At 43.1% G+C, this 22,217-nt stretch carries 23 protein-coding genes and 1 tRNA gene; all 24 read right to left on the bottom strand.

Annotation, left to right across the window (positions count from 1 at the left end; translation table 11 throughout):
- Window positions 1-4: 4 nt before the first annotated feature.
- Window positions 5-541 (bottom strand): methylated-DNA--[protein]-cysteine S-methyltransferase, encoded by a 537-nt coding sequence (locus P855_RS0100980; RefSeq protein ID WP_028781843.1) that lies wholly within the window; start codon window positions 539-541, stop codon window positions 5-7.
- 73 nt (window positions 542-614) lie between these two features.
- Window positions 615-1,748, bottom strand: a complete 1,134-nt coding sequence (gene queG, locus P855_RS0100975) for a tRNA epoxyqueuosine(34) reductase QueG (protein ID WP_028781842.1) — start codon at window positions 1,746-1,748, stop codon at window positions 615-617.
- A 55-nt stretch (window positions 1,749-1,803) separates the two neighbouring features.
- Window positions 1,804-3,510 (bottom strand): ABC-ATPase domain-containing protein, encoded by a 1,707-nt coding sequence (locus P855_RS0100970; RefSeq protein ID WP_028781841.1) that lies wholly within the window; start codon window positions 3,508-3,510, stop codon window positions 1,804-1,806.
- 161 nt (window positions 3,511-3,671) lie between these two features.
- Window positions 3,672-3,742, bottom strand: a tRNA-Gly gene (locus P855_RS0100965).
- A gap of 410 nt (window positions 3,743-4,152) precedes the next feature.
- Window positions 4,153-4,770 (bottom strand): flavin reductase family protein, encoded by a 618-nt coding sequence (locus tag P855_RS0100960; protein ID WP_028781840.1) that lies wholly within the window; start codon window positions 4,768-4,770, stop codon window positions 4,153-4,155.
- An 86-nt stretch (window positions 4,771-4,856) separates the two neighbouring features.
- Window positions 4,857-6,083, bottom strand: a complete 1,227-nt coding sequence (locus P855_RS0100955; RefSeq protein WP_028781839.1) for an ABC transporter substrate-binding protein — start codon at window positions 6,081-6,083, stop codon at window positions 4,857-4,859.
- 55 nt (window positions 6,084-6,138) lie between these two features.
- The gene (locus tag P855_RS0100950) at window positions 6,139-6,846 is read right to left on the bottom strand and encodes an ABC transporter ATP-binding protein (RefSeq protein WP_028781838.1); all 708 of its coding nucleotides are present in this window, start codon (window positions 6,844-6,846) and stop codon (window positions 6,139-6,141) included.
- Window positions 6,839-7,603: an ABC transporter ATP-binding protein gene (locus tag P855_RS0100945; protein WP_028781837.1), complete on the bottom strand. Its 765-nt coding sequence runs from the start codon at window positions 7,601-7,603 to the stop codon at window positions 6,839-6,841. Before P855_RS0100945 ends, P855_RS0100950 begins: the two co-directional genes overlap by 8 nt.
- A 3-nt stretch (window positions 7,604-7,606) precedes the next feature.
- Window positions 7,607-8,644, bottom strand: a complete 1,038-nt coding sequence (locus P855_RS20190; RefSeq protein WP_037985547.1) for a branched-chain amino acid ABC transporter permease — start codon at window positions 8,642-8,644, stop codon at window positions 7,607-7,609.
- Complete coding sequence (locus P855_RS0100935) at window positions 8,644-9,507, bottom strand: branched-chain amino acid ABC transporter permease (protein WP_028781836.1); 864 nt, start codon at window positions 9,505-9,507, stop codon at window positions 8,644-8,646. Before P855_RS0100935 ends, P855_RS20190 begins: the two co-directional genes overlap by 1 nt.
- 51 nt (window positions 9,508-9,558) lie before the next feature.
- The gene (locus P855_RS0100930; RefSeq protein ID WP_037985546.1) at window positions 9,559-11,238 is read right to left on the bottom strand and encodes a long-chain-fatty-acid--CoA ligase; all 1,680 of its coding nucleotides are present in this window, start codon (window positions 11,236-11,238) and stop codon (window positions 9,559-9,561) included.
- A gap of 103 nt (window positions 11,239-11,341) precedes the next feature.
- Complete coding sequence (locus P855_RS0100925) at window positions 11,342-12,079, bottom strand: enoyl-CoA hydratase/isomerase family protein (RefSeq protein ID WP_235062623.1); 738 nt, start codon at window positions 12,077-12,079, stop codon at window positions 11,342-11,344.
- A gap of 80 nt (window positions 12,080-12,159) precedes the next feature.
- Window positions 12,160-12,945 carry an SDR family NAD(P)-dependent oxidoreductase gene (locus P855_RS0100920; protein WP_028781833.1) on the bottom strand — a complete coding sequence of 262 codons (786 nt, stop codon included), beginning with the start codon at window positions 12,943-12,945 and terminating at the stop codon, window positions 12,160-12,162.
- 27 nt (window positions 12,946-12,972) lie between these two features.
- Window positions 12,973-13,719 carry a 2-phosphosulfolactate phosphatase gene (locus P855_RS0100915; RefSeq protein WP_037985544.1) on the bottom strand — a complete coding sequence of 249 codons (747 nt, stop codon included), beginning with the start codon at window positions 13,717-13,719 and terminating at the stop codon, window positions 12,973-12,975.
- Window positions 13,720-13,748: 29 nt separating this feature from the next.
- Window positions 13,749-14,804 (bottom strand): phosphotransferase family protein, encoded by a 1,056-nt coding sequence (locus tag P855_RS0100910; protein ID WP_028781831.1) that lies wholly within the window; start codon window positions 14,802-14,804, stop codon window positions 13,749-13,751.
- Between the two features lie 28 nt (window positions 14,805-14,832).
- A complete protein-coding gene (locus P855_RS0100905; protein ID WP_028781830.1) occupies window positions 14,833-15,237 on the bottom strand; it encodes an acyl-CoA thioesterase in 405 nt (134 codons plus the stop codon).
- An 87-nt stretch (window positions 15,238-15,324) separates the two neighbouring features.
- Window positions 15,325-15,894, bottom strand: a complete 570-nt coding sequence (locus P855_RS0100900) for a TetR family transcriptional regulator (RefSeq protein ID WP_028781829.1) — start codon at window positions 15,892-15,894, stop codon at window positions 15,325-15,327.
- Between the two features lie 89 nt (window positions 15,895-15,983).
- Window positions 15,984-17,156 (bottom strand): thiolase family protein, encoded by a 1,173-nt coding sequence (locus P855_RS0100895; protein ID WP_028781828.1) that lies wholly within the window; start codon window positions 17,154-17,156, stop codon window positions 15,984-15,986.
- A 14-nt stretch (window positions 17,157-17,170) separates the two neighbouring features.
- Window positions 17,171-17,944, bottom strand: coding sequence for an SDR family oxidoreductase (locus P855_RS0100890; protein ID WP_028781827.1), 774 nt, complete (start codon window positions 17,942-17,944; stop codon window positions 17,171-17,173).
- Window positions 17,945-17,961: 17 nt separating this feature from the next.
- A complete protein-coding gene (locus P855_RS0100885) occupies window positions 17,962-19,167 on the bottom strand; it encodes an acyl-CoA dehydrogenase (protein ID WP_028781826.1) in 1,206 nt (401 codons plus the stop codon).
- Window positions 19,168-19,179: 12 nt separating this feature from the next.
- Window positions 19,180-19,584, bottom strand: a complete 405-nt coding sequence (locus P855_RS0100880) for a MaoC/PaaZ C-terminal domain-containing protein (protein ID WP_028781825.1) — start codon at window positions 19,582-19,584, stop codon at window positions 19,180-19,182.
- Window positions 19,581-20,030, bottom strand: coding sequence for a MaoC family dehydratase N-terminal domain-containing protein (locus P855_RS0100875; protein WP_028781824.1), 450 nt, complete (start codon window positions 20,028-20,030; stop codon window positions 19,581-19,583). The genes P855_RS0100880 and P855_RS0100875 overlap by 4 nt, the downstream gene beginning before the upstream one ends.
- Before the next feature lie 17 nt (window positions 20,031-20,047).
- Window positions 20,048-20,812, bottom strand: coding sequence for a 3-oxoacyl-ACP reductase FabG (gene fabG / locus P855_RS0100870; RefSeq protein WP_028781823.1), 765 nt, complete (start codon window positions 20,810-20,812; stop codon window positions 20,048-20,050).
- A gap of 146 nt (window positions 20,813-20,958) precedes the next feature.
- On the bottom strand, window positions 20,959-22,128 hold the full coding sequence (locus tag P855_RS0100865; RefSeq protein WP_028781822.1) for an acyl-CoA dehydrogenase family protein: 1,170 nt from the start codon (window positions 22,126-22,128) through the stop codon (window positions 20,959-20,961).
- Window positions 22,129-22,217: the final 89 nt, after the last annotated feature.

Below are 22,217 nucleotides of genomic sequence, written 5' to 3'. Positions count from 1 at the left end.
CATATTAAAAGTTGAAAAGCATCTGGGGCATTTCTAATTCTAATAACTTTCTTTTCTTTTCTAATCCACCATTGTAACCCACTAATTTTCCGTTCGTGCCAATTACTCGGTGACATGGAACGATAATCGATAAAGGATTGCGATTTACCGCACCGCCTACAGCACGTATCGCTTTAGGCGCCTGAATCGCTTTTGCAATTTCTTTGTACGATCTTGTTTCCCCATAAGGAATTTCTTCGCACAACGCCTTCCACACTTTTTGCTGAAAAGGGGTTCCATATAATTGATAGTCAAAGGTGAATGCATGCCTGGTTCCCTGAAAGTACTCCTGGAACTCCTGCATGGCTGATTCTAACAACTCATCATCCTGCACAAACTTCGGACAAAGGAAATACTGTCTCGCCCAATTATTATGATGCGTTGCCAGCTCTTGATAGCTACCATAGTCGATCCGGCAGACACCGTCCTTATCTGCGACGAATGTTATCGGACCAAGCGGAGTTTCCAATTCACCATAATAAAGAAAGGAACGTTTAGCCATAAACAACCCCTTCTTTTTTAAAAAGTTTGTTTTATTATACTAGAGAAATGCAAAGATGGGAAGGAGTTTTCTGTCAATTCAACTGAAACCCAAGCCCTTTTTCCATTTCAAACAACACCCGTTCATCCGATTCCCTCTTCATCGCGGCTTCAATCGCTTCGTACACCCCAGGGGATCCAATTTTTCCCAGCGACCAGGCAGCCGTTCCACGGATGACCGGGCGAGGGTCTTCCTTCATCAAACGAATTAAATCGTCCACTGCCGTCTCATCTTTGTAGTGGCCTAAAGCCAGGATAGCATTACGTTGAATCGGCTTTTTGCCACGCCAGGATCCGGCAATCGGACCGAATTGCTCCTTAAACTCCCTGTTCGAAATCGAAAGGAGCGGCTTCAATCGCGGCTTGGTCACTTCTGGATCGGGTTCGAATTCTTCATGCAGATGAAAATCTTTCTTTTTATTTTTCGGACATACAGTCTGACAAGTGTCACAACCATATAGCCGGTTACCGATTTTTATCCGATATTCATCAGCAAGAAAGTCCTTCGTCTGCGTTAAAAATGCGATGCACTTATTGGCATCCAGCTGGCCGCCCTGGACAAGGGCTCCAGTCGGGCAGGCATCGACACAAATATTGCAATCACCGCAACTGTCCTCCACAGGTTCATCGGGTTCGAAAGGAATATTCGTAATCATTTCTCCAAGATATACATAAGAACCAAATTCAGGCGTGATGATGGCACAGTTTTTCCCACTGAAACCGATGCCTGCGCGTTCTGCCACTGCCCGGTCAGCCAGCTCTCCTGTATCCACCATCGACTTGATGCTTACCTCAGGGAATTTCTCTTTTAAGAATTCTCCCAGCTTCTGCAGGCGTTCACGCAGTACATCATGGTAATCCTGTCCCCAGGAAGCACGACAGAAGATACCGCGTCTGTCGCCTTTTTTACTTTTCGGTGCATCTTTCATTTTAGAGGGATAAGCTAAAGCAATCGAAATGATCGACTGTGCTTCAGGTAAGAGCCTGCCTGGTTCTGTACGTTCCTCAACCGTCCCTTTTTCAAAACCCGATTGGTACGCCAGCTCTTCCTGACGTTTCAGACGGGCTTTCAGTTCTCCAAACACATCTACCGAAGCAAATCCGATTTTGTCGATGCCGATTTCCTTACTGTATGCTATAACATCTTCCTTCAATTGCTTGTAATCCATCCTTACCCCTCCTTTCTCTTAAAATTATTGGTTCCCTTGCCCTTTTAAAATTTTTTTATAAAGGATTTACTTTTGCAGTTCGCATCCTGTTTAATGTCGCTGCGATTTCAAACCGTCTAGGCCGGGCCAGTTCGCCAGGGTGCTGGTTTTGGAATGGTGCAAAAGAAGCTAACCCTTGCTCATCCAGTTGATCTTCCACGGCATCAAGCAACTCTTTCATCGACCGGTTCTTTTCCAGCCAGCCTTTTTTATCCAAATGCAACAGCATATCTGCAATCATCCTTGTCTGAGATGCATCTACAAGCTGCTCAACATAGTCCAATGATATTTCTGTGTTTCCTTTTAAAATCAAAGTCTTGCTTTTTGATTGTACTTTAGCTTTCTTCCCCTTTTGAGTCTGCAGGCTGTTTGGAAGAAACCTGCGTGTTGTGATCTCACCAAAGGTGTTTTCCTTATCCGCTTTCCGTTGTTGCGGATATTTATCTGCAATCTCTTTTGCCTTTGAAGTAACATTATAAGGGAGGTACTGGTCCATCATGATAACATTCTCAGCTGCATCAAAATAATCACCGGATCCCCCCATGACGAGTACCGTTGAGACACCCAGTTCATCACTAAGCTGTTTGATTTTATCGATGAATGGAGTAATCGGCTCTTTCTCCTTCACGACAAGTTCCTGCATACGCTCATCTCGTATCATAAAGTTCGTTGCGCTGGTATCTTCATCAATCAACAGTGTAGCAGCGCCTGCTTCGAGAGACTCCACTACATTGGCAGCCTGTGATGTACTACCGCTTGCATTATCCGTCGTAAACGTGTTTGTATCTGTACCATGCGGGAGATTTTTTATGAACGGCGAGATATTTACGGTTGTGACTTTTCTTCCATCCTCCGCCCGGACTTTCACTGCTGCCGGATCAGTCAGGACATACTCACGGCCATCCCCTTTAATATGAGGATACACCCCTCGTTCCATCGCATTCAATAGGGTACTTTTACCATGGTACCCCCCGCCGACAATCAACGTGATCCCTTTTTTCACCGCCATACCTGTCAATGGCTCGTTGCGGTGAGGCAGTTCAATAGTCACACGGTTCTGTTCAGGACTTTCAAATGGAACCGCTCCTTCCATTGGCCGTTCACTGACACCGCTTTTCCGAGGCAATACTGCACCGTCCGCTACAAATGCAACCCAGTCATTCGCCTCCATTTCCCTGCGAATAGCTGCATGCTGATCAGCCAGTTGCACTGCACGTTCAATCTCCTCATCGCTGATACGAAAAACGGAGGTATCAATCAGTTCAGGAAGCACCTGGAAAAATAGCTTCTCAGCCTGCTTTCCATTAATGCGTCTACCATTGGCCGGTAAACCCACGCTTAAGCAGATAATCATATGATCACTATTCAAATATACAGCCGTACGTTCTAATATTTCCTGACCAGGGCGATCGATAGCTACCAGACCACTCTTACCTGATCCTTTCACATTAGGATTTAGCTTCATCAGTTTACGGGCAATATCTCTTGTAATTATATCTTCAGCATAGACCCGACGATTTTTGTCTGTCCGCCACTCGGATTTTATCGGACGCTTGGTGTAAGGTACTTGGATCCTTATTTTAGAAGGAGCCGCAAACGGATCTCCCTGCACATAATCAATCCAAAGCCGGTAGCGATCAAACTGATAGCTGCCTTGTAATTGTTTATAACCCTTATAACTTTTCCCATCTATTTGCTGTAATTGCTGTTGAAGTTTCTTCACACGAATCATCTCCAATCCAACTATCTACTTGGTTTATTTACAATGTTGCCATCTTTACAACATAAAAAACGCAATGCTTCGTTGTCACCTAGAACGAAACACTGCGTTGGTTAACTTGATTGGGGAAATACTAACTCTTGCCGGATGAAACCGGCAATAAGAGCGGGTGATGGGAATCGAACCCACATCATCAGCTTGGAAGGCTGAGGTTTTACCACTAAACTACACCCGCATAATAATAGATGATTGCTTTAAGTCAGGTTCACGAACAATCATGTCTCTTCCTCTGCCAGATAACTCAAGGAAGTAAGATCCGTCGAGACAACTCGTAGCTTATTCGGTGGATGCTTTGCTCGTGGCTGAGGTTTTACCACTAAACTACACCCGCATAATAATAGATGATTGCTTTAAGTCAGGTTCACGTACAATCATGTCTCTTCCTCTGCCAGATAACTCCAGGAAGTTAATCCGTCGAGACAACTCGTAGCTTATTCGGTGGATGCTTCGCTCGTGGCTGAGGTTTTACCACTAAACTACACCCGCATAATGAACATGCCTTTTTGAAATGACAATTATAATTATAACAAGGGTAGTTTAGTGGTGCAATGGAATTTTTAAATTTTTTGTCGAAATCCTTAAAAATTAATCGATTATCTTTTTGGAGTTGAAAGACTTCTCCAAACTAAAAAAGTCATTCAGTTTAGCATAGTTCGGTCCACTGACTCTTGCCAGTGGTTTCAGCTTTTCTACATTAATTTTGAAATTACCAGAATAATACTCGTCTTCAATATGAAAATGCACTACTCTTCCAAGTACCATATGGGAATGATCGCCGATAGGGATAACATTCTCTAATTCACACTCTAATTGGATAGGAGACTCTTTAACTCTCAGGCAATCTACCTTTCGAGCAGGTACTCCTGTCAGCCCTACTTCCTTGAACTCATCTACCTCCGACTTGAAATTTGCCGAGGAATCGTTCATTGGTGCTGCTATCTCTTCTGTTACCACATTGATAACAAACTCTCTCTGGCTTTCGATATTATTCAGAGTATCTTTCTTGGTACCGCCCCTCTCTCCAATTGCAAACATGATAATCGGAGGTGAACTGGTTATAGCGGTGTAAAAACTGAATGGTGCCAAATTATGTACGCCATTTTTATCCTTGGATGAAACAAAAGCTATCGGCCTAGGCACTACTATCCCGGTTAATAGTTTATAGACTTCCCTGGATTTACAGTTTTCTGGTTTAATATCCATTTTTTCACCACCTTTATTGTTATAATCATACAATATATAAGAGGTTGACCCAACAATAGAAGCCAACCTCTAACCACAAGTTACTATTATTCTCCTACCTTGATTGGTACAATTTCCCCGTCTTCAATTGCTGCAACACTTCTCTTGGCTTTAAACCCTCCGTCTTTACCAACTTCATCGATAACATATACTTGTTTTTCTTTAGGAAGCTGGTTTAATCCATCCTGTATATGTGCACGGATCGCTTCTGAATCATCTACTGTGCCTGCTGCTTTCATAGCTTCTACAAAAATATATAGAGATATATAGTGGAAACCTGCTTCCGAACCAGGATCGTTCTTATATTTTTCTTGATAATTTTCTACGAATTGTGGTGTCCCGGGATAGTCCGCATTCACTAACGGCATAACCCCAATCGCTCCTTCAAATAGTTCATAGGAATCTGATTTAGTTACCTTCTTCATCTCATCGAGCTTTGCCTGATCCATGATGATGAACCCACCTTCGAATCCTAGTTCTCTCGCTTGTTTAACTAGTTTTGCCGTAGGTTCAGAGGGACCTCCAATAAATAATACATCAGGGTCTTCTTTCAAAGCATTAGTTACCAGGGTGAAAAAGTCCGTCTCCTTAGAAAAATCAATAGAAGAATCATAGACTACCTCTCCCCCTTGCTCTTTCCAGTAAGGGAGCAAAGTTTCGGACCAATCTTTTCCGTACTGAGTGGATGTCGGCAAGGCAGCGAGTTTTTGGCCAAAACGCTCCATTGTATAGTTTGTAAAAGGCTCAATATAATTATCATATCGAGGAGGGATTCGGACAGTCAGGGAATTTCCTGCTTCCGTTACGTCCGGTTCACTGGTATAAGCGCCAATCAAGAATTTTTCCTGTTCATTGAATACCTGCATGGCCTTAACTCCCCCGCTATGAGGCGTGTAGACGATCGGAGTCTGGTGTTCTTGTACAAGCCTTTTGGCGTTTGCTGCAGCTTCATTTGGCAAGTATTTATCATCAAAAGAAATCAAATTAATTTTATAAGTCTGTCCATCTACTTCGAAACCACCATTTTTATTAATTTCTTCGGCTGCCATCTCCAATCCGCTGAATGACCTTTCCCCATAATAAGCAGCCGGACCACTGAGAGGACCACTGAAACCGATATTGACGAGTTTTTCTCCTTCTTCAGTAGATGGAGTTTCCGTTTCCTTTTCATTTCCTTCGCCAGAGGCTTCATCGGACGGATTTTCTATACACCCTGCTAATACAAATACAATTGACAACACAGACAGGAAAACGATTAACCGGAATTTATTCATTAAATTGCCTCCTTCATAAATTTCTGTAAGACCAAAATTGAAATGATCTCCACATTCATGCTCCGATGTAAGCCTTACGTACAGAATCGTCGGACAGCAATTCTTCTGAAGTTCCCTGAACCACTATGGAACCGCTTTCAAAAACGTAGCCTTTACTTGCGATACCTAGTGCAGCATTGGCATTTTGCTCTGCCAGTAGAATGGTAGTCCCTTCTTCATTAATTTGCTGTATGACTTCAAACATTTGTTCTACAATTAATGGGGCCAGCCCTATGGATGGTTCATCCAGCAGCATCAATTTCGGTTTTGCCATCAAGGCCCGTCCAATAGCAAGCATTTGCTGCTGTCCACCACTTAAAGACCCTGCCGCATTTTCTTTTTTCTCATATAGTATCGGAAATAATTCATAGACATGCTTGATTGATTGTTTAATAGCTTTTTTATTTTTACGGTGAACATAAGCCCCCATGATCAGATTTTCACTGACACTCATTTTTGGAAAAAGTTTTCGGCCTTCTGCACATTGAACGATTCCTGACTCTACAATCCGCCCTGGAGACCTGCTATCGATTGACTTCCCTTCGAAGAGGATTTCACCCTTACGAGGTTTTTCCAACCCGCTTATTGCTTTAAATGTAGTACTCTTCCCTGCTCCATTTGAGCCCAGTAACACGACAATTTCTCCCTTTTGAACAAGGACATCTATACTCTCTATCGCTGTAAAGCTGCCATAGCTAACAGAAAGACCTTTTAACTCAAGCACTGGCGCTCCCTCCTAAATATGCTTCTATGACCATTTGATTGTTCATAATCTCTTCAGGAGTACCTTCAGCAATTTTTTCTCCATAGTTGAGCACCATGATCTTATCAGCCAGCTTCATGATCATCTGCATTTTGTGCTCAATCAGACAAACGGTAATCCCTCTATCCACCATCTTCTTCATCAGTTCTGCCAAGCCTTCCGTTTCATCTGGATTGATGCCTGCTGCCGGTTCATCCAGAAAAACAACTTCAGGGTCCGTAGCGAGTGCGAGTGCAAAGGCAACACGCTTTTTTTCTTCTTGTGTGATATTGGCAGCCAGCTGATCACTCACATCTGTCAAACCGACAAAGTCGAGTACCTCTATAGCTTTTTCTCTGCATTTTCTTTCCTCCTTTTTAAACCGTTTTGTTCTGAGGACAGCATCCAGTAACGTTGAATTTGTACGAAGACGATGTCCCACTTTCACATTATCCAGCACGGTCGATTGTTCAAAAAGATTGGTAGTTTGAAAGGTTCTTGCTATTCCCAACTCTGCGATTTTATTAGGCGGGAGTTTCGTTATATTTTGGTCTTTGAATATTACTTGCCCCGAAGTTGGTGTATGTGATCCGCTCACAAGGTTAAAAAAAGTTGATTTCCCAGCTCCATTTGGACCTATGATTGCATTAATTTTACCTTTTTCCAGTGAAAAGCTCACATCATTTACGGCAATGAGACCACCGAATTTCTTCGTCAATTCTTTCGTTTTCAGGAACAATGGTCACCCCTCCTTGACCTTTTTGTCAGGAACGGAATTGGCAGTTGGAAATTCCGCATCCTTATGATTCTTTATTAAAGCTCTCATTCGCTTTTTTTCTTGCCGCTTTATTTTCCACTCATAAAAGGCCCCTATAATACCTCTGGGGTAAAAAATAATTAGTAAAGTGAGAAGCGGACCAAAAATCAGCATACGATAGTCTTGTAGAAATTGCAGGGATTGGGATACCCATACAATCAGCAAAGTGCCTACAATAGGCCCAGCTAACGTTCCGATTCCTCCCACCAACAAATACATCAGCAGATCAAAAGTTATCGTAATGTATCCTATATCGGGCCCGATGAATCGAATGAATGATGCATACAACACACCAGCTAATCCGGCAAACAATGTGGATAGCACAAAAACCATCAGCTTATTTTTCATGGTAGCGATCCCTAAGGTCTTTGCCAGCTCCTCGCTATTACGGATAGCAATGAATGTCCGTCCTGACAAAGAATGAACAATTCGATATACCATGAGTACGGTTAGCAGGAGAAAAAATAAAATCAGATAGTACTGGGATAGCGGCTTCTCAAATGAAAGCGGACCGAAACCAGCAGGGACCGGAATACCGATCAGGCCACGCACTCCCCCTGTCAAACCGTCCCATTTATCGATGACCAGATAAATGATATACCCTACACACAAAGTATAAATCGCAAAGAAATGTTCTTTTGTCCTTAAGGCTATTAAGCCGATTAATAAGCCTAAAATACAAGTGATTATCAGAGAGGATAGAAAAGCCAGCCAATAATTCATGCCAACTTTGACTGTCAGTATTCCTAAAGAGTAGGCTCCTATAGCAAAAAAACCAGCATGGGCTAGTGAAAGATATCCAGTGTAACCAGCCAGCAAATTCAGCCCATAGACAGCAATCATCCAAATAAATGCCAGTGTCAATATATGGAGCACATAACTGTTTTTGGTCAGGAAAGGAAAAACGAGTGCCAAAAGAATGAAGCCTGATATGACGGTCCGCCTGTTTAATAAAGCAGCCATTAAAATCCCTCCCTGGCAAACAACCCTTTAGGTCTGAATGATAGTATGATTACTAAAAGTAAAAACGCAATGATATCTTTGTAATCATTAGAAAGATAAGTAGCTCCAAGACTTTCACTGAATCCAAGAATATATCCTCCCAGAATAGCCCCCGGTATGCTGCCCATCCCACCCAGAATGATAATGACAAAGGCTTTCAGTATCACTAAGTGGCCCATTCCAGGAAAGACAAGGTTGATCGGCGCAGCAAGCGATGCAGCAATTGCGGCCAATCCACCTGATATCAGGAAGGTCAGCATAGCTACTTTATTTGTATTGATTCCCACTAAATGTGCGCCCTCGCGATTTTGCGCCATAGCTATAATCGTAGAGCCGACCATTGTTTTCTTTAAGAATAGATATAGCAAAAGCATAACCACTACCGCGCCCACATTAATGAGTATACGCTGCATCGTTACGGTCAAGCCGAAGAGGTTAATTACTTCACCATAAGGTGTACCCATAGAACGATAGTCTGCTCCCCAGATCAATTGCGCCAGTGCTTCAAGAAATAGTAAAATACCGATTGCTGCTATTTTGTCATGAATTGGCGGTGCATTCCTTAAAGGATGAAAAACCAGCCTTTCCATCAGAACACTCAGCAAGCCGACAACCAACACTGATATAGCCATAGCCAGCCAATAGTGGAGCCCCCACAGAAGCATCATCGTCAATGTTACATAAGCACCCAGCATATACATAGCACCATGGGCAAAGTTCGGTATATGCAATATCCCGTAAACCAACGTCAGACCTAGAGCAACCAGACTATATACACTTCCTATCGTAAGCCCATTAAATAACTGCTGCGATAATATATCCATATAACTACCCCTTTAGCGGATGATTTTTACCCCCCAGATGCTGACATTCTCCTACCTATTAACCCTCTCCACCTTTTCCTTTTCTTCTTCCTGGAGCTTCCTCCATAATATTTTTCCGCTGTTCGTTGTTGGAAATTTTTGCCTAAACTCCACTTGCCGAGGATATTTATAAGCAGCCATATGCTGCCTGGCCCATTCTACAATCTCTTCTTCGGTTACTTTTCCTTGATAATCCTCATTTAAAATTACATAGGCCTTAATATCTTCGCCCTTGCGTGGATGAGGCACACCGACTACGCACGCTTGTTGAATTGCTTCATGGTTATATAGATGAGACTCAACTTCTGTCGGCCAGACGTTATAGCCAGAAGCATTGATCATCCGTTTCACCCGATCCACAATGAAAAAATATCCTTCGTCATCACGTCGGGCAATATCTCCAGTGCGGAAAAAAGACTTGCCATCAATATCAATAAAAGCGTTCCTATTTTCATCTTCTCTATTGAAATAGCCGACCATCACTTGGGGACCGTTGACCACAATTTCTCCTATCTCTCCAGCTTCCGCCTCTTCATTGGTAACTGGATCGATAATTCTGGCATCTACATCAAAAGCAGGGATTCCTAAACATTGTCTTTTAGGACGGTCAGGCGGATTGAAATGCGTTTGAGCAATCGTTTCCGATAATCCATATCCTTCTATGAATTCTAATCCTGTCAACTGGTAAAGCTTTTCTCCGACAGCTTTCGGAACCGCAGCTCCTCCACCGGAAATGGAAATCAGGGAAGTAAGTTCTTCAGGTTTCAAATCCGGATTTGCAAGAAAATCGATCAGCATGGTACTGATCGTTACCCAATGGGTGCATTGCTGTTCTTTTATCAGTTTCTGTGCAGTTTCCCGATTCCATCTGGTCATGATCACCATCGTACTGCCGGCATATATCGGCATATGCATACTGTGTACCATTCCGGTTACATGGAACAATGGAAGGGTCATCAAATTCCTGGAGTTGGTTGTAGTACGCGACCAATAATAAGCCCCAGTCGTATTTGCCTGAACCGTCCGGTTGGTATGCATACAGCCTTTCGGCAGCCCAGTTGTCCCTGACGTATAAGGGATGACAGCCAAGTCATCGGCCGTACTTACCTTTTTCCCAGGACGACTTCCTGACTGAATCGCATCGACCCATAAATAATGATCAGCTTCCTTATAGACTTTACGTGGAGTATTCACTTCTTGTGGAAGCACTCCGTCGAAGTTGTCTCCTTTATAGTCGGAATAAGCTGCAATGATAACTTTCTGAAGGTGAGTGGATTCTAATAATGGCTTTACTTCATCCATTAATTCCTGCCCAACGATTCCGTTTTGAATGTCACCGTCTTTTATATAAAATTCCAGTTCATTAGGTTTCAACATCGGATTGATAGGAACGACTACAGCGTCTGCATGTAATATCGCATAATAAGCGATTACAAACTGGGGAGAATTTTGCATAAACAGTAATACTTTATCCCCTTTGGAAACCCCAAGCTTCTGTTGCAAATAACCTGCCAAGGACTCCACTTCTTCCATGAGCTCACGATATTTTATCGAGTTACCATAATAAAAAATTGCCTCATGAGCGGGAAAACGACTAGCTGAAACAATTAAATTATCAACTAGCGTCGTTTCAGGAACAGTAAGCGATTTGGTCAATTTCGGCCAGTTAGCAAAGTGATCAGTACGGCTCACATTACTCTCTCCTTTCAGAAGCACCTTTGTAAGCGTTGTCATTTTGAATGGTGTTTTTTTGAATATGATAAATATTCAGTTAATTAAGCTGGCAGATAGATGCTTATTTTCCTTGGAAGTCAGGATGTCGCTTTTCTTTAAAAGCTTTTACTCCTTTACGATGATCTTCGGTGGTAATCACTGTGGCTTGTGTAATTCTTTCTGCTTCGAGGATTTCGTCTAAACTGGAGGACAGAGAACGGTCAGTTAATTTTTTAATGAATCCATAGGCTCTTGATGGGCCGGAAGCGAGTTTTTCCGCGTAGCGCTCGACATCAATATTAAAGGTATCAGTCGGATAAATTTGATTGACAATACCAAGAGATTTCGCTTCCGTGGCATTGATAGGAGAGGCATGGAACATTAACTCTTTCGCTCGATGTATTCCAATTAATCTAGGCAGGAAATATGAACCGCCTCCATCTGAAACCAGGCCTACTTTCGAAAAGCTTAAGACGAAATCACTATCTTCTGCAGCCAATATAATGTCACAGGCTAAGGCCAAATTAAAACCTGCTCCAGCAGCAAAGCCATGTACCGCAGCAATTACCGGCTTTTCCAGGTCTTTTATCGCTAAAATCAGTTCGTTCAGCTTACCGATATGTTTATAAGCGTCAATCGGTTCATTCGTACCCATTGTCTTGACATCACCGCCGGCACTAAATGAACGACCGGCACCAGATAAGATTACTACCCGAATGTTCTCATCCTGTTTCGCCTGTTTAATCGATTCCTTTAACTCAGCAATCATCGCCGGGCTGAACGCATTCAATGATTCCGGACGATTCAACGTCAAATTCATAACAGTCCCTTCAACTTGGACAAGCAAGTCTTTCGTATCTGATTTTTGCAAACTGATTCCTCCTTTGTTTTCATTTCTATCTACTTTACCAGCCATCCGCCGTCTACTAATAAATCAGAGCCAGTCATATAAGATGCTTCTTCAGAAGCTGCAAAAGCTATTACATTAGCGATCTCGTCCGGCTTGCCCACTCTTTCTAATGCTGTGTTTCGCCGGATGGCATCTTCAAACCGCTTATTTTGCAAACCTCTTTCTGTCAGCGGGGTTTCTGTAAATCCTGGTGATACAGAATTGACACGGATACCATAGGGTGCAAACTCGGCTGCCAGTGCCTTAGTAAAATTGATTACCGCCGCTTTAGAAGAGCTGTAATGAGGAATTTGAGCCCCTGCTTTGTGACCCGATAATGAAGCGACATTGACAATCGAACGATCACTGGCTGTTTCCTCGTCAGCATCTCGGCTGCTATCTATCATCATTTTGCCAAGTATTTTAGATACGAGAAAAACGCTTTTTAAATTCGTCGCTTGAATCCGGTCCCACTCTTCGGCTTCCAAATCGAGAATAGTAGACTTCCCAGAAACTCCAGCGTTATTTACCAATACATGAATGGTTCCATATTTTTGGTGAATGAATTTCTTTAATTCTTCCATTTCATCTTCCTTGGTTACATCGGCGGAAAATACCGTTGTATCTGCTTCTTTCAGAGAGCTCTTGATTCTTTCAGCAGTATTTTCAAGCTTAGAGGAAGTCCGTCCAATCAAAATAACCCTGGCCCCTTCACCAGCTAATCTTGCAGCCGTTTCTCCTCCAATGCCACTGCCTGCTCCTGTCACTACCGCTACTTTCCCATTGAATCTACTCACGTAGCTACCACATCCTTTTCATCACTGTTATTTTTTAATTTCTAAATGCTGGTGATTAATGATTCTCCCGTTATCGGCCAACTTGGGTATCACTTGAAATAAGTTGCTACTCGCAACGAAGTCTACTTCTCTTTCAAATCCGCGGCTAATCAGCATCCGGCCAATACGAGATACCTTGAGGAGTTCAGGTCCTTTTTGCATGTTGCCTTTGTAAAAGTGGAAAGCAGCATTTGCCGCATCTGTTAAATCTATTTCTTCTTTCACGTTTGCCATTAAACACTCAATAAAATAACCTGCACCATAAAAGTCCTCTATATTGAACTCGCCAGACGACCCTGCACAAACGAGCACAATCGTTTCATTTGAAAATCGTTTCCTTATATCTTCTGCTACTGTCTTGCTGTTCAATAACGACACAGCATAGATAATTTTTGCCGGGAAAGAATTTTTCAGTGCGACAGTTCCATTGGTGGTTGACAAAATAACGCTCTTTCCTAAAACTTTTTCTTTCAAGTCCAAAGGGTTAGGAGCTAAAAAACCTTCAATCGTTGCCCCTTCATATTCACCAACAAGGACATAACTCCCGTCAGCTCTCCCGCTAGCTTCCTTTTGAGCATCAGAACCGTTCAATACTGGAACAACTTCCTTAGCTCCAAACGCTAACGCTGCAGTTATTGTAGATGTAGCAAGCAGCACATCAAATACCACTGTAACCTTTTCCTGCATCTTTTCTGGATCGATTTCTTCCTTCTTTAACAGAAGGTGAATTTTCATTGTTTTACACCTCAAGTCAGGAATCAGATTTATCTTTCCGCATTATAAGCTGCATATTGAATCAGGTTGTCAACAAAATGATTTAGTTCAGCGAACCGGTCATCCTGTGTTTGTCCTTTTTTCCAACGGTAGTAGATTTGCTGGCAAATGACAGCCAATTTAAAATAAGCAAAGGTCATGTAGAAGTTCATTTCTGAAAGATCTCTGTCACTTTTTCTGGCATAGGCATCCAGGAATTCATCCCTTGTCATAAAACCGGGTAATGTGGTGATCGGCTCTTCCCCTAACCCTCTTTTTAACAAGTCGGAATCGTCAGCTTCTATCCAATAGCTCATTGCCACCCCTAAGTCTGCTAACGGGTCGCCAACTGTTGTCATTTCCCAGTCGAACAACCCATTCATCCCACTTAAATCATCATGGAACATGGCATTGTTCAATTTGTAATCATAATGAATGATTGTCGGTTTCTGAGATTTTGGAATATGAGTGACCAGCCAGTTTTTCAGGGAAGAGACACCTGAAATATCATCCGTCTGTGACCGCTCATAGCGTTTGATCCACCCATGGACCTGTCTTTCCATAAACCCGTCAGGCTTTGTCATTTCTTTCAACTTGGTTTTGGTAAAATCAATGCTATGTAGAGAAACAAGTGAATCAACCATTATTTCTGAGATGTCCTTACATAACTGATCGGTCACTTCTACACCTTCCGGAAACTTTGTATCTAATACGGCTCCGTGCTTTCTTTCCATGATAATGAACGGACTGCCAATCACTCTTTCATCAGCAAATAAATAAGGCTCAGGTGCCTGTGGAAAATAAGGGTGTATTTCCTGCAGTATTTTAAACTCCCTTTCCATATCATGAGCCTTGGGAGCGACAGGTCCTAACGGCGGCCGTCTTAATACCGCTTCCCATCCCTCACCCATGTTCAATTGATAGGTCAGGTTGGATCGTCCGGCACTGAATTGTTTGATGGTCAATGCTTGATCCGGCAAATTCTTGAGTTGGCTTCTTAAGTAGGCTTCAATGGCAGGAAGGTCCAACTCTTCCCCTTTACGAACTGGTATCGTCTGTGAACTCATTGGATTCACTCCTTACCTAAGATAGTTGCTAATTCATGACAAGGTATCCTTCAAGCACTTCTCTCAGTGTCGATGAAATTTCCTCCGTTTTTTGTTTCTCATAATTGAAACACACGATAGTGGCTTCCGCAGTAGCGACCAATTCATTAGTTTCAGCTGCTTTAATCGCATGATGGAAGCTGAAACTCTTTGATCCGATTTTTGAGATGGATGTTGAAATAATCAACCTTTGTTTGAAGTATGCTTGGCTCACAAAATCACACTTCGTGGAAGCGATGATGAACCCTTCAAATACTTCTGACCGATTTGGCTGAATTTCTTCAAAAAACTTCCCACGCGCTTCCTCAAGATAAATAAAGTAACTGGTGTTGTTGACGTGCCCTGCTGCATCTGTCTCACAAAACCTTACCCACACCTCTGTTTCATGTCTCATTATTAGACCTCCTGCACCTGGATAACAACCTATCTACCAACTAGTCAGTATGTGAGTGGCATAGAAGGGCGTGCCCCTTGCTATCCGTTACTCTTTTTTATTGATTCCATTGAAGATCATATTGGTATATATGTCTGTAAGCTCACCTGCAGAGACGTCTCCTTCAGGATTAAACCAGTAATAACTCCAGTTCGTGATTCCGAGAATACCACGAGTTATCATGTCTGCATTCAAATTTTCTTCGAAGTTGCCTGCACGGATTCCCTCTTCAATGACTTTTTGGACATTTTCACGAAAAAGATCCCTTTGTTGCATATTCTGCGCCAGATATTCCTGCTGTAGATTGCGCATCTCGCGGAAGAAGATTCTGGCACTTCTTCTTCGTTCCTGAATACTTTGGATAATCATATAAATAATCTCTCTGATTTTCGTTCTGCTGTCTTTATTAGCATCATTGATGATTTCTTCTTGCTGCTTCACTAAATATTCAATGTAATAAAGATGAATATCTCTTAATAATTCCTGCTTACTTTTATAGTAATAATAGAAAGTACCCTTCGTAACGTTGAGGCCCTCGACGATATCCTGGACAGATGTTTCGGTGAACCCTTTTTCATCAAATAATTGGATGCTGTAATCAATAATTTTTTGTTTCATATTCCATTTCCTCTCGCTTAGATATGATAGGAAAATTATATCATACCTAACCTTTCTCGAAACTTTTCCTTATTGAAAACAGCCAGTTGTCATACGCGCTCCAGGATAGTTGCTATACCCTGCCCCCCGCCTATACAGGCTGTAATCAGCGCATATTTCCCATTTGACCGCTGCAACTCATATATAGCTTTTGTAGCCAATATCGCTCCAGTCGCTCCAAGTGGATGCCCATGAGCTATCGCCCCGCCATTTACATTTACTTTTTCTAAGTCCATCTCCAGTTCCCGGTTACAAGCAAGGACCTGTGCCGCAAAAGCTTCATTGATTTCAATGACGTCCATATCTTTAAGATTAAGTCCAGCTTTGTGTAATACTTTTTTCGTTGCAGGCACCGGACCGATCCCCATGATATTTGGATCAACGCCTGCTACGGCTTGGGCACGCACTACTGCCAGAGGTTTCAAATTAAGTCCGTCAGCTTTTTCGCCAGACATTACTACCAGTGCTGAAGCCGCATCATTCAAACCTGAACTATTCCCAGCTGTTACGGTTCCATTTTCAAGGAAAGCCGGGCTTAACTTCGAGAGCGCATCGATTGTGGTTTGCGGACGGGGATGTTCATCAATCTTAAAATCTATCGAATCCTTTTTCCGGACCGGAACTTCGAAAGGAACTATTTGCTCATTAAACCTTCCCTCTTCCATTGCTCTCGCCATCTTGCGTTGACTGCTTAAGGCGAACTCATCCTGTTCCTCCCGACTGATTTCATATTTTTCCGCCAGTTTTTCAGCAGTGATACCCATCGGAGGATCTCCTATTTCTTTTGGGGATAACGGAGATTTTCTGAATTTAGGAGGAACCGGGCTATAAGGCCTTTCCGGGCGATCCATCAGATAAGGAGCACGACTCATACTTTCAGTCCCGCCAGCAATATAAACATCTCCATCCCCAGCTCTAATAGCTTGTGCTGCCAGATTCACCGCATTTAATCCTGAGCCGCATTGACGATCTACTGTCAATCCTGGCAGGCTGATAGATAAACCTGTTTCCAATGCTGTTAACCTGGCAATATTTCCTCCTCCACTTAATACGTTGCCAAAAATAACATCCTCGATCTGTTCGGGCTGGACACCTGCACGCTGAACAGCTGCTTTAATGACCTCTGCTCCTAACACATGAGCTGGCACCGTAGCTAACGTTCCTCCTTGCCGTCCGATCGCTGTTCGGACAGCTGAAACGATAACAGCTTCTCTATTGGCCATCACCTTCACTCCCTTCACATAGCATGAGAGCCACCATCTACAACTAACGTTTCACCTGTTACATAGTTTGATGCAGCAGATGCCAGGAATACTGCCGCTCCTTTCAGATCATCTTCTGTTCCAAATTTTCTTAGAGGAGTGCCACCAAGGAAAGCATCTTCTCCTTTTTCAATCAGCACTTTGGACATTTTCGTCGGGAAAAATCCAGGAGCTATCGCATTGACATGAATACCCTTTGGGCCCCATTTGACAGCGAGGTCTTTCGTAAAAGTTATCACTGCCCCTTTACTGGAGTTATACCCAATCGTATCCATATATTTTGGGTCAGAACCTTTCAGTCCAGCAACAGAGGCAATGTTGATGATCTTCCCTGTCTTCTGTTCAAGCATCACTTTACCTACGGCCTGTGACATCATGAATGTGCCGGTGACATTGACGTTGATTACTTTCTGCCATGCTTCAAGCGGCATTTCTTCTACGGGAGCTCCCCATGTCGCACCACTGTTATTTACCAAGATGTCAATTTTTCCGAAGCGTTCCATTGTCTGATCAACTACATTCTGGATGTCTTCCGGATTGGTGATATCACATTTCAAAGCAAAAGACTCAACACCCATTTTTTCCAGGTTTTCGCTTACTTCTTCACAGGCTTCTACTTTTCTTGAACAAACAACTACATTTGCTCCAGACTCTGCGAATCCTTCCGCAATCTGCTTCCCTAACCCTCTGCCGCCGCCAGTTACGATGGCGGTCTTTCCTGTTAAATCAAACAGCTCTTTAACATGCATGTATGTGCCTCCCAGATTCAGTGATTTTTTCTTAATTCATATTTGGCAATGGCTCTCCGGTGTACTTCATCAGGTCCATCAGCCAGGCGCAGCGTCCGTATATTTGCCCATTTCGCGGCTAGAGAGTAATCATCACTGACACCGGCTGCTCCAAATGCCTGTACTGCCCGGTCAATAACTTTCAGTGCCATATTAGGGGCTACTACTTTAATCATCGCAATTTCAGCCTTGGCCTCTTTGTTTCCTACCGTATCCATCATATAGGCAGCTTTCAATGTTAATAGGCGAGCCTGCTCAATTTCAATTCGAGAATCGGCAATCCATTCCTGGATGACACCTTGATCAGAAAGCCTCTTTCCGAAAGCCTCCCGTTCTTTGACACGCTTACACATATCCTCAAGCGCTCTTTCTGCTGCACCGATCGTCCGCATGCAATGATGGATTCTTCCTGGCCCCAGTCTTCCTTGTGCAATCGCAAACCCTTTTCCTTCTCCCCAGATTAGGTTCGATGCAGGAACACGGACATTATCGTATTCTATTTCTGCATGACCGTGGGGCGCATGGTCATAACCATAAACAGGCAGTACCCGCTTTATATGCACTCCAGGAGTGTCGAGAGGAACAAGGATCATCGACTGCTGTTCGTGTTTAGGGGCTTCCGGGTCGTTCTTCCCCATCACGATTGCTATTTTACAGCGGGGATCTCCCGCCCCTGAAGACCACCATTTCGTTCCATTGATGACATACTCATCACCATCCCTCACAATACTGGTCCTGATGTTAGTAGCATCAGAAGAAGCTACATCCGGCTCTGTCATAGAAAAACAGGAGCGAATCTCCCCATCCAATAACGGTTTCAGCCATTTCTCTTTTTGTTCCTCAGACCCATAACGCTCCAATACCTCCATGTTCCCCGTGTCAGGAGCTGCGCAGTTGAAAACTTCTGGTGCTATATGGGAGCGTCCCATAATTTCACATAATGGTGCATATTCCATATTTGACAGTCCGGCACCATACTCGCTCTCAGGCAAAAACAAATTCCATAACCCTTTTTCTTTTGCCTTCTGCTTCAACTCTTCCATGATAGGCGGAACAGTTGAAAACCGATCCTCTTTATTCAATTGCTCCTCATATATGGATTCATTCGGATAAATATTTTCCTCCATGAAAGCTTTCAATCTATGCTGCAACTCCTGAACTTTTTCCGTATACTCAAAGTTCATAAGTCATCTCCTTTATTCATACTGACTAAATACAACTGTACCCTTGATAACATCCTTGCCCTCTTGATTCGATGCAGCAACGTCGAAATGTAAATGTTGATCCGTTTTATTAGCTAAGGTCGCCTGTAAGGTGATGACATCATCGAGTCGAACCATACCTTGAAACCTTATTTTATAATCCTGGATAAACCCTTCCTCATAATAAGGAGTGAATAATTTAGCAAGATTACCCATCGTCCACATGCCATGTGCGATAATTCCAGGGAGGCCAGCCTTTATTGCTTCTTCATCAATAGTATGGATCGGATTGTAATCACCTGATGCTCCCGCGTATTTGATCAAATCCAGTCTGGAAACCGGAGATAGCGTGACGTTCTCCAGTGATTCCCCTGCTTCTAACAAAGTTAACTGATTCACACCATCATCTCCTTCCGAACCGCTTCTGTAATGATGACTACCTGCTCTTCTGTGAAAATCAGATTACCCTCAAGGTCTTCACCATATCTTTTTAATAGCAAAAAGCCCATTTCTCCACTTTTTCCTTTTCTTTCATAGTAATCTTTCACTTCCGCATAGCAGTTGATTTCTTCTCCCACTATCAAAGGCCTTTCATAATGAAACGTCTCTTCCCCGTGAATCAACCCTTTTGCAGGTAATTCCAATTCCTCAATAGTGCCGTAATCAAAAACTCTCGGAAAAGTCGGGGGAGCGATGTTATTGTTATACATGGACTGCTTCCCTGTCTCCTCACATGTGAAAATCGGATGCAAGTCACCGATAGATTCTGCAAACTTCTTGACAGCTCCTCTTTCCACAACATTCTTAACGGGCTTCGATTTCTTTCCGATAACATGTGCCAACATAAATGATCCCTCCCTGATTAATCTTTTGGTCCGCCAGCTACATATAGTACCTGCCCATTGACGAAGGATGATTGTTCATCTGCATAAAAAGCAACCGCATTTGCAATATCCTCTGGTTTGCCGCTTCTTCCTACAGGAATATTGGAGACACTGGCTTCCACCAATTCTTCGAAGGAAATACCGATTCTTGCCGCTGTCTGCTTAGTCATATCAGTCTCAATGAACCCGGGAGCTACCGCATTTGCTGTTATACCGAAGCGGCCAAGCTCAATCGCCAATGTCTTTGTAAAGCCCTGCAGCCCGGCTTTAGCTGTAGCATAGTTTGCCTGTCCACGATTACCCAAGGCAGAAGTCGATGAGATGTTGATGATACGTCCGTATTTATTTTCGACCATGTATTTTTGGGCAGCACGAGCGGCGTTGAAAGACCCTTTCAGATGGACTCCCATCACAGTATCCCAATCGGAATCAGTCATTTTGAAAAGCATATTATCCTTGATTACACCAGCATTGTTGACAAGAATGTCCACTGAACCATATTTCTCATACACTTCTTTCATGGCATTCTCTACCTGTTCAGCTTCCGTCACATTGGCAACCTTCGTAAATATTTCATAACCTCTTTCGTTGAACTCATTTGCTGCTTCTGAAAGCGCCTCTTCGTTGATATCAATGATAGCTACTTTCGCTCCCCCTTCCGCGAATTTCTGAACAATTCCTTTTCCAATTCCGCGGCTTCCACCTGTGACGAATGCTACTTTTCCATCAAATCTACCTGACATAATCGATTCCTCCAATATTAAAATCTTGGTACCAATGTTCCTGCGCTCGTAAAAAGGTCAGCCTCTTGAATTTTACTGATACAAGCGCTTAATTTTATTCCACCATCTGTAATAAACTTCGATTTTAACCCTTACTAGATTAAGAGTTATCCTACCTTCACATGACCTTTTAATAGGTTCCTGGAAATAATCAAACGCTGTATCTCATCGGTTCCATCATAGATTCTCCATAGCCTTGCTTCACGGTACCACCGTTCAATAGGAAGTTCCCTGGTATATCCCATACCGCCGTGGATTTGAAGGACACGGTCGACCACACGATTTCCCATATTCGAGCCGTATAACTTTGCCATCGAGGCAGCATGACGGTTGTCCTCTCCCTGATCCAACGTGAAAGCGGCGTTAAGCACAAGCCATTTAGCTGCCTCAATTTCCACTGCTGAATCTGCAATCTGCCATTGAATCGCTTGGCGGGTACCAATCGGTTTTCCGAATGTTTCCCGTTCATTGGCGTAATCGATAGCCATTTTCAATAACCGTTCAGCTGATCCGACTGCACGTGCACCGACGATCCACCTCGCAAACCCGATCCATTCCAGCCCCAAGTCGTAGCCTCCATCCACTTCACCTAACACGTTTTCATCCGGTACACGGACATTTTCAAAAATCAAACTGGCCGGGCCCCATTCTCCCATTGTATCGATATATTCGGATTTCCATCCCATCGAACGGTCCGCGATGAAACAAGTGACACCTTTACGGCCTCCGGAGGATTGATGGAGTTCTTTATCGGTGATGGCAATAACCATGACAAAATCCGCTTCGTTGCCACCTGTAATGAACGTCTTTTCCCCGTTCAATATCCATTCATCGCCATCTTTCACAGCAGTCATACGAATATTCCTGGTATCAGAACCGGCGCCTGGCTCTGTCATGGCAAAGCAAGATTTCTTATCGCCATTGATGGTAGGAAGTAGATATTTTTCCTTCTGTTTTTCATTTCCGTAATAGAGGATGTTATCAGCAGAACCTCCGAATTGGAAGGGAACAAATGTCTTAGCAACTTCTATCTGGACAATTGCCAGCATCATTTGTCCTAAGTCTGCTCCTCCATATTCTTCCGGTGTATTGATTCCCCAAAATCCAGCTTCTTTCGCTTTCATCTGAAGCTCGTGCATTTTTTCAGCAGAAAGGCTCGGTTTGCCCTCCCGTTCATTACGCAACACATCGTTTTCTAGTGGCATGAGCTCTTTTTCTACAAACTTTCGAATCGTTTTCTGTACCATTTGCTGCTCATCAGTAAGACGTAAATGCATATCACTATCCCCAATCCTCTAAGTAATGTAAAAGATATCCTACGCCCTAACATACCAACCGGTTAGTAGGTTATAATTCTATATTATTT

Origin of the sequence: Thalassobacillus devorans MSP14 (assembly GCF_000496835.1) — a bacterium.
GTDB lineage: Bacteria > Bacillota > Bacilli > Bacillales > Halobacillaceae > Thalassobacillus > Thalassobacillus devorans_B.
The sequence above is the reverse complement of the archived record's forward strand: the minus strand, read 5'-3'. Positions and strand labels throughout refer to the sequence as shown.